The 5204-nt window shown below is 65.5% G+C and carries 5 protein-coding genes; all 5 read left to right on the top strand.

Features of this window, described 5'->3' with window-relative positions; all coding sequences use genetic code 11:
* Nucleotides 1-698, top strand: a 698-nt coding sequence (locus tag B2W70_RS00170; RefSeq protein WP_286741884.1) for an SPOR domain-containing protein, incomplete at its 5' end; no start/stop codon positions are given.
* Between the two features lie 22 nt (nt 699-720).
* Complete coding sequence (locus B2W70_RS00165; RefSeq protein ID WP_286741883.1) at nt 721-1266, top strand: CvpA family protein; 546 nt, start codon at nt 721-723, stop codon at nt 1264-1266.
* Between the two features lie 64 nt (nt 1267-1330).
* Entirely contained in the window at nt 1331-2860 is a 1530-nt protein-coding gene (gene purF / locus B2W70_RS00160) for an amidophosphoribosyltransferase (RefSeq protein WP_286741881.1), read from the top strand.
* A 54-nt stretch (nt 2861-2914) separates the two neighbouring features.
* Nucleotides 2915-4213 (top strand): O-succinylhomoserine sulfhydrylase, encoded by a 1299-nt coding sequence (locus B2W70_RS00155; RefSeq protein WP_286741879.1) that lies wholly within the window; start codon nt 2915-2917, stop codon nt 4211-4213.
* 29 nt (nt 4214-4242) lie between these two features.
* On the top strand, nt 4243-5204 hold a 962-nt coding region (gene gltX / locus B2W70_RS00150), incomplete at its 3' end, for a glutamate--tRNA ligase (protein WP_286741878.1).

Here is a 5204-nt window from a genome sequence, read left to right as displayed (position 1 = left end):
TGGGCTTGCCATGGCTGTTCGAGACGCAACCGCGACCGATGTCGCCCGATGTCCGCATCGTGCAGGCCGGGCCGCACGCCTCAGCCGATGCCGAGGCATCGCCCCGGGCCACCAGTGGCCGGGTGGCGCAGGCGCAGTCACAGCATCAATCGCGAGAGGCTCGTGTGGTCAACATCACGCCGCCCGTTGACACGCCAGATGCGCCGGGTGCCAACACGCAGTCGCCCGCCAAGGCTCAGGCGGATGCGCAAGCCGGTTCGCGTGAAGAGGGCCGCGCCGATGACGGCGCGAAGGCTGCGCCCAAGGTCTCACCCGCTGAAATCACCCGTCAGCCGGACAAGGCGGCCGCGAAGCCTGCCGACAAATCCGCTGCCAAGGTGCCGGATAAGGCCCCTGACAAGCCCGCAAAAACAGCTGTCAAGCCGCCTGAAAAAGCCGCCGACAAAAAGCCCGACTCCAAGGCAAGCGATGCCCGCTATGTTGTGCAGTTCGGAGCCTTTGCCGACGTCAACGCTGCCCGCGAGGCCCGCCAGAAGGCCGAGCGCATGGGTCTGAAGACCTACGCTCAGCAGGTGGACACCCCGCAAGGCAAACGCATCCGCGTGCGCCTGGGCCCCTTTGCCGACAAGGCCGAGGCCGACAAGGCCCTGGCCACCCTGCGCAAGGGCGGGCTCAATGGCAACGTCCTGACGCTCTGAAGCGGGAAAGGCGAGCTGCACCGTGGAGGGCATCACCCCCATCACCACCTTGTCGTCCGGCCCGGCCTGGACCTGGTTGGACATCGCCTTGCTGGCTGGTTTGCTGGGGTCGGTTGTGCTGGGCGCCTGGCGCGGCCTGGTGACCGAGTTGCTGGCCCTCATGGGCTGGGTCGTGGCCTGGTTGGCGGCTCGTTTCCTGGGCGCCGATGTCGCCCGCCACGTGCCTGTGGGCCAACCGGGCGACCAGCTCAACCTGCTGTCGGGCATGGTGCTGGCGTTTGTGGGAGCCTGGCTGGCCTGGGCGCTGCTGTCCTGGGGCATCTCGAAGCTCATCCAGGCCTCGGGTCTGGGCGGATCAGATCGTTTGCTGGGGGCTGTTTTCGGCCTGCTGAGGGGGCTGCTGGCGGCCCTCGCCGTGTACGTGCTCGTGAGCATGACGCCGGTGGCGCAAGCCGATTCGTGGCGCGCTTCACGGGGCGTGGCCTGGCTGGGCACCGTTCTGCAGGGGCTTCGCCCCATCCTGCCTCCCGAGGTGGTCCAATTCCTGCCGGCGCCCTCGATGCCTTGATGGCGACGGACTGAGTTTTTTTGACATTTGTTTTTCCGGGCTCAGGTCCGGTGTGAGGTGAACCATGTGCGGCATCGTGGGTGTGATTTCGAAGACGCCCGTCAACCAGCTGATCTATGACGCGCTGCTGCTGCTGCAGCACCGTGGACAGGACGCCGCCGGCATCGTGACCGCCGGCCCCGACGCGCACGGCCGCAAGTTCTTCATGCACAAGGCGCGCGGCATGGTCAAGGACGTCTTCCGCACCCGCAACATGCGTGCGCTGCCCGGCACCGTGGGCCTGGGCCAGGTGCGTTACCCGACCGCCGGCAACGCCTTCAACGAAGAAGAGGCCCAGCCCTTCTACGTCAACGCGCCTTTCGGCCTGGTGCTGGTGCACAACGGCAACCTGACCAACGCACACGATCTGCGCAAAGAGCTGTTCGACATCGACCGCCGCCACCTCAACACCGACAGCGACACCGAGGTGCTGCTCAACGTGTTCGCGCATGAGCTGGAGCTGGCGGGCCGCGACCTGCCGCTGACCCCGGCTGCCGTCTTCAAGGCGGTGCGAGCTGTCAACAAGCGCATCAAGGGCTCCTATGCCGTGATCTGCCTGATCGCAGGCTATGGCCTGGTGGCCTTCCGCGACCCCTTCGGCATCCGTCCGATGTGCTACGGTGAGGCCGACCTGCCCGAGGGCCGCGAGGTCATGGTGGCCAGCGAGTCGGTGGCGCTGGAAGGCACCAGCCACAAGTTCGTTCGTGACGTCGCCCCTGGCGAAGCCCTGTTCATCGACCTCGACGGCGTGGTGCACGCGGAGCAATGTGCCGAGAAGGCCGTGCTCAACCCCTGCATGTTCGAATACTTCTACCTGGCTCGCCCCGACTCCACCATCGACGGCGTATCGGTCTACCAGGCTCGCCTGAACATGGGCGAGACCCTGGCTCAGCGCGTCATCTCGACCATGCCCCCGTCCGAGATCGACGTGGTCATCCCCATTCCCGAATCGAGCTGCCCCTCGGCCATGCAGCTGGCCCAGAAGCTCGGCAAGCCCTACCGCGAAGGCTTCGTCAAGAACCGCTACGTGGGCCGCACCTTCATCATGCCGGGGCAGGGCGCGCGCAAGAAGTCCGTGCGCCAGAAGCTCAACGCCATCGGCCTGGAGTTCAAGGGCCGCAACGTGCTGCTGGTCGATGACTCCATCGTGCGCGGCACCACCTCCAAGGAAATCGTGCAGATGGCCCGCGAAGCCGGTGCCAACAAGGTCTACCTGGCTTCGGCCGCGCCGCCGGTGCGCTTCCCCAACGTCTACGGCATCGACATGCCCACCAAGAGCGAACTCGTGGCCCATGGCCGCTCGCTGGAAGAGGTGCGCCAGATCATCGGCTGCGATGCCCTGATCTATCAGGATGTCGATGCGATGAAGAAGGTGGTCGGCAGGCTCAACCCCAAGATCCAGGGTTTCGAGGCCTCGTGCTTTGACGGCACCTACATCACGGGTGACGTCAGCGCCGAAGATTTCGCCGCCATCCAGTCGCAACGCCTGACGCAAAAAGGCGAAGAAGAAGCCATCAACTCACGCCTGGCCCTGCAAAGTCACAGCGACGAGTGAGAACCTTGAACAGGCCCTGGCTTGCGTGAGCAGGCCGGGTTCAGAGGAGGCCGCATGGCCAAGTCCGACAACCAGACCGACGACAAGAAGCGCCTGCCCCGCAAAGACCTGCCGCCCGATGCCCGCATCGAGACGCTGTCTGTGCGCGAGGGCCTGCCGCCCACGCAATGGGGTGAGAACTCCGAAGCGCTGTTCCTGACCAGCAGCTTCAACCACCCCGATGCGGCCACGGCCGCCGCGCGCTTTGCCAACGAAGAAGAAGCCTTCGTCTACACGCGCTTCACCAACCCCACCACGATGATGTTCGAGCGCCGCCTGGCCGCGCTCGAGGGCACCGAGGCTGCCATCGCCACGTCCAGCGGCATGAGCGCCATCTTGCTGCTGGTCATGGGCCTGCTCAAGTCGGGCGACCACATCGTGTGTTCGCAAAGCGTGTTCGGCTCGACCATCACGCTGCTGCAGACGCAGTTCGGCAAGTTCGGCATCGAGACCACCTTCGTGTCGCAGACCGATGTCGGTGCCTGGCGTGCGGCGGTCAAGCCCAACACCAAGCTGTTCTTTGCCGAAACGCCCAGCAACCCGTTGACCGAGGTCTGCGACATCGCTGCGCTGGCCGAGATCGCGCACGCCGACGGTGCCTTGCTGGCCGTGGACAACTGCTTTTGCACGCCTGCGCTGCAAAAGCCTGTCGACCTGGGCGCCGACCTGATCATCCACTCCGGCACCAAGTACCTCGATGGTCAAGGCCGCGTGCTGGCCGGTGCTGTTTGCGGCCCCGACGCCATCATCAATGGCCCGCTGATGAGCACGTTGCGCGGCGCAGGCATGACGCTGGCGCCCTTCAACGCCTGGGTCGTGCTCAAGGGCCTGGAGACGCTGTCCATCCGCATGGCCGCGCAAAGTGCCAATGCCTTGACGCTGGCTCAGTGGTTGGAGCAGCAGCCGCAGGTTGACCAGGTCTACTACCCCGGCCTGCCGAGCCACCCGCAACATGCGCTGGCCATGAAGCAGCAAAACGGTTGCGGTGGCGCGGTGGTGTCCTTCACCACCAAGCCCGCGCAGGGCGCCATCACCGTGCCTGCGCCCGCGGTGCTGAGCGATGACGCCAAGCGCCTGCGCCAAGCCGCCTTCCACGTGATCGACCACACCCGGCTGTGCTCCATCACCTCCAACCTGGGTGACACCAAGACCCTCGTCACGCACCCGTCGAGCACCTCGCACGGGCGCCTGACCGAAGACCAACGCCTGGCCGCCGGCATCACGCAGGGCATGATCCGCGTGGCCGTGGGCCTGGAACACATCGACGACCTCACGGCCGACCTCGCCCGTGGTCTCGACACCCTGAACGCCTGAACGGCGCCTGAAGATCGACCGATCCCCACATGTCCCAAGTCCGCACCCGCTTTGCCCCGTCGCCCACCGGCTTCATCCACCTGGGCAACATCCGCTCGGCCCTTTACCCCTGGGCCTTCGCGCGCGCCAACAAGGGCGTTTTCATCCTGCGCATCGAAGACACCGACGAGGAGCGTTCCTCGCAGGCCGCCGTCGACGTCATCCTTGACGGCATGCAGTGGCTGGGCCTGAACCACGACGAAGGCCCGTTCTACCAAATGCAGCGCATGGACCGCTACAAAGAGGTCGTGCAGCAGATGCTGGACAAGGGGCTGATCTACCCCTGCTACATGAGCTCGGCCGAACTCGATGCCCTGCGCGAAAAGCAGATGGCCAACAAGGAAAAGCCCCGCTACGACGGCACCTGGCGGCCCGAGCCCGGCAAGACCCTGCCGCCCGTGCCCGCTGGTGTGAAGCCCGTTCTGCGTTTCAAGAACCCTCAAAGCGGCAGCGTCGTGTGGGAAGACAAGGTCAAGGGCCGCATCGAGATCAGCAACGACGAGCTCGATGACCTGGTGATCGCGCGCCCGGCAGCAGAAGGCTCGGACAGCATCGTCGGCACGCCCACCTACAACTTCTGCGTCGTGGTCGACGACATGGACATGGGCATCACCCACGTCATCCGCGGTGACGACCATGTCAACAACACCCCGCGCCAGATCAACATCCTGCGCGCCCTCGGCCAAGAGCCGCCTGTGTACGCCCACCTGCCCACCGTGATGACCGAAACGGTGGACGAGCACGGCGAGAAGCACGTCTCCAAGATGTCCAAGCGCCATGGCGCCAAGGCCGTCACGCAGTACCGCGACGAAGGCTACCTGGCCGACGCCATCGTCAACTACCTGGCTCGCCTGGGCTGGAGCCACGGTGACGACGAGATCTTCTCGCGCGCCCAGTTCATCGAGTGGTTCAACCTCGATCACCTGGGCCGCAGCGCAAGCCAGTTCGACGA

The sequence above is a fragment of the Aquabacterium sp. UBA2148 genome (assembly GCF_002328915.1).
GTDB classification, from domain to species: Bacteria; Pseudomonadota; Gammaproteobacteria; order Burkholderiales; family Burkholderiaceae_C; genus Aquabacterium; species Aquabacterium parvum.
The sequence above is the reverse complement of the archived record's forward strand: the minus strand, read 5'-3'. Positions and strand labels throughout refer to the sequence as shown.

Bases quoted from the DNA above. Each gene is read 5' to 3' on its own strand.
- purF (WP_286741881.1), top strand. From the start codon at position 1,331: ATGTGCGGCATCGTGGGTGTGATTTCGAAGACGCCCGTCAACCAGCTG.
- B2W70_RS00155 (WP_286741879.1), top strand. From the start codon at position 2,915: ATGGCCAAGTCCGACAACCAGACCGACGACAAGAAGCGCCTGCCCCGC.